This window comes from Nocardia sp. NPDC004722, from assembly GCF_053601505.1.
Genome location: NZ_JBSGBY010000883.1, coordinates 1 through 2,554 on the forward strand (window position 1 = coordinate 1; position 2,554 = coordinate 2,554).

The following is a 2,554-nucleotide window of genomic DNA, read 5'->3' on the forward strand; positions in this document are numbered from 1 at the left end:
GACGGTTGATCTGCCCGCGCCCGCGACGGGCGGGCCGGTGCCCAGCCAGGTGCAGGAACTCTGGAATCAGCCTGATGCGCAGGCCATGCGGTCGCTCGTGGTGGGCGGGGTGGCGGTGAGCGCCGACGGCGGCACCGTGACCGGGCGCAATCCGCGCACCGGTGAACAGGTCTGGAAGTACGAGCGGGATATTCCGTTGTGCAAGGCGGAAGTCCAGTTCGGGACCGTCATCGCCACCTACAAGGACGATCGCGGGTGCAGTCAGACCACGCTGCTCAATGCCGAGACCGGCACCCGGGTGGCGGCACGGTCCAGCTACATGGACAAGGCGCTCACGTTGTGGCCGGACGGCACCTATGTGCTGGCCCTCGGCGACAACCGCATGGAGATGTGGCGTTCGGATCTGGTCCGCACCCTCGAATACGGCTATGTGGACGCCCCGGTCAATCCGCGCACCCAGCCGCGCAGCGACTGCACGCTGCTCTCGGCCGAGTCCGCGCCCAGCCGGGTGGCGGTGCTCGAACGCTGCCCGAAGGACGCGGCCGACCGGCTGACCATCCTCAACCCCGCGCCCAAGGACAGCACGACGCCGGAGGAATACAGCTCGCACGTGCTCAACGAGCCGGGCGGCGCGGTGGACGGGGCGAAGGTGCTGGCGGTGTCCGACAGCCGGATCGCGCTCTACCTGCCCGGCACCGCGTCCACCCCGCCGGTGCTGACGCTCTACGACGTGAACGGCAATCTGGTCGCCACCCACCAGCTTTCGGGTCCGATGACCGGCGATGCCATGGTCGCGCGGCTGTCGACCGGGTATTTCGTGTTCACCGGCGAGAATCTCGTCGCGCTCAACCCCAGCACCCTCGACCCGATGTGGGGTGCGGCGAAGGTGCTCGGGACCCCGGCGCTGATGGCGGGGCAGCTCATCGTCCCCGTCGCCGACGGACTGGCCACCCTGGATCCCAACACCGGCGCACAGATCTCCCGAATCCCGTTGCAGCGCAGCGACTACCACGGCCAGCCCATCTCGCTGGCGGTGTCGGGCCAGACCTTCCTGGAGCGCCGCGGCACCCGGCTCTACGGCGTCGGCGGCCCTGCCTCCTGAGACTTCGGACCGGACGTCCGGCATGATCGCTTGCATGAGCGGTGGCGAGTTCCGGTTGATATTGCTGCGACACGGGGAGACGGAGTGGTCGGCGGCGCGCCGCCACACCGGCCGCACCGACGTGCCGCTCACCGAGATCGGCGAGGCGCAGGCCCGGGCCGCCGGAAAACTCCTGTCCGACTTGGATTTACACAATCCGCTGGTGCTGACCAGCCCGCGTCGCCGCGCCACGCACACCGCCGAACTGGCCGGGCTGAGCAACGCCATCATCGACGACGACCTGGTCGAATGGGACTACGGCGAGTACGAGGGCCTGACCACCCCCGAAATCCAGCAGATGTCGCCGGGCTGGACCATCTTCACCGGCGAGACCCCCGAGGGCGAGACCGCCGATCACGTCCGCAAGCGCGCCGATCACGTGCTGGCGACCGTCATCCCCGAATTGGCCACTCGCGACGTGGTACTGGTCGGCCACGGCCACTTCTCCCGCGTCCTCATCGCCCGCTGGTGCGAATTCGAGGTGATCGAAGGCCGCCGCTTCTTCCTGTCCACCGCCGCGGTTACCGTGCTGGGACACGACCACCAGGCGCGAACCATCCTCACCCACAACCTGGTTCCGCCACTCGACCCGCAGGAAGGGGCCGCCGAATGATCCGCCGTGCCACCCCCGCCGATATTCCGGCACTGGTGCGACTCGTCCACGATCTGGCCGAGTACGAGAAGGCTCCCGACGAGTGCACCCTCACCGAATCCCAGCTCGAGACCGCGCTGTTCGGCCCGAAGCCCGCGCTGTACGCGCACGTGGCCGAGACCGATCAGGGCGTGGTGGGCTGCGCGATCTGGTTCCTGAACTTCTCCACCTGGAAGGGCGTGCACGGGGTCTACCTGGAGGACCTCTACGTCAAGCCGGAGGCCCGCGGCCACGGCCTGGGCAAGAGCCTGCTGGCGACCCTGGCCCGCGAGGCGGTCGAGCAGGGTTACGCCCGCGTCGACTGGTCGGTGCTCACCTGGAACACCCCGAGCATCGACTTCTACGAGTCCATCGGGGCCGAGCATCAGTCCGAATGGACCGGCTATCGGCTGACGGGTGCGGCCCTGTCCCGGCTGGCAGCGCACGCGGACGACTGAGAGTGCACGCGGACGACTGACGCGTCGAGGAAAGCGCTCGCTCACCCCTAGTGGGCGAGCGTCCAAAAGTCCGGCTGCGGGCCGCTGAGCCGCCTTTGCGGCCGGACCTACTCTTCCGGCAGCCCGTACCCCGCCGCCATCCACCGATTCGACGCGGGCGCGAACAGCGAACCCAGCGCGGCCAGCGCCAGCAGCCCCAGCGGCACGCCGAATTCGAACCGGTCCGACGTGAACATGAAGTACGCGACACCCAGCAGCAACAGCTGCGTCAGCGTCGCGATCGCCCGCCCCCACCGCTTGCCGCGCATCAGCCCGATGCCCGCG

General features: G+C 69.0%; 3 protein-coding genes and 1 pseudogene. 3 read left to right on the plus strand and 1 reads right to left on the minus strand.

Features of this window, described 5'->3' with window-relative positions; genetic code table 11:
- The 3 genes from ACWELQ_RS43460 to ACWELQ_RS43470 all read left to right on the plus strand — a co-directional run.
- Positions 1-1,102, plus strand: a 1,102-nt coding sequence (locus ACWELQ_RS43460; protein ID WP_452402812.1) for an Rv3212 family protein, incomplete at its 5' end; no start/stop codon positions are given.
- 34 nt (positions 1,103-1,136) lie between these two features.
- Complete coding sequence (locus tag ACWELQ_RS43465; protein ID WP_452402813.1) at positions 1,137-1,754, plus strand: acid phosphatase; 618 nt, start codon at positions 1,137-1,139, stop codon at positions 1,752-1,754.
- Positions 1,751-2,230 carry an N-acetyltransferase family protein gene (locus ACWELQ_RS43470; protein ID WP_452402814.1) on the plus strand — a complete coding sequence of 160 codons (480 nt, stop codon included), beginning with the start codon at positions 1,751-1,753 and terminating at the stop codon, positions 2,228-2,230. The genes ACWELQ_RS43465 and ACWELQ_RS43470 overlap by 4 nt, the downstream gene beginning before the upstream one ends.
- A gap of 107 nt (positions 2,231-2,337) precedes the next feature.
- On the opposite strand, the pseudogene ACWELQ_RS43475 reads toward ACWELQ_RS43470, so the two are convergent.
- Positions 2,338-2,554: pseudogene (locus ACWELQ_RS43475) on the minus strand (hypothetical protein); the annotation flags it as partial.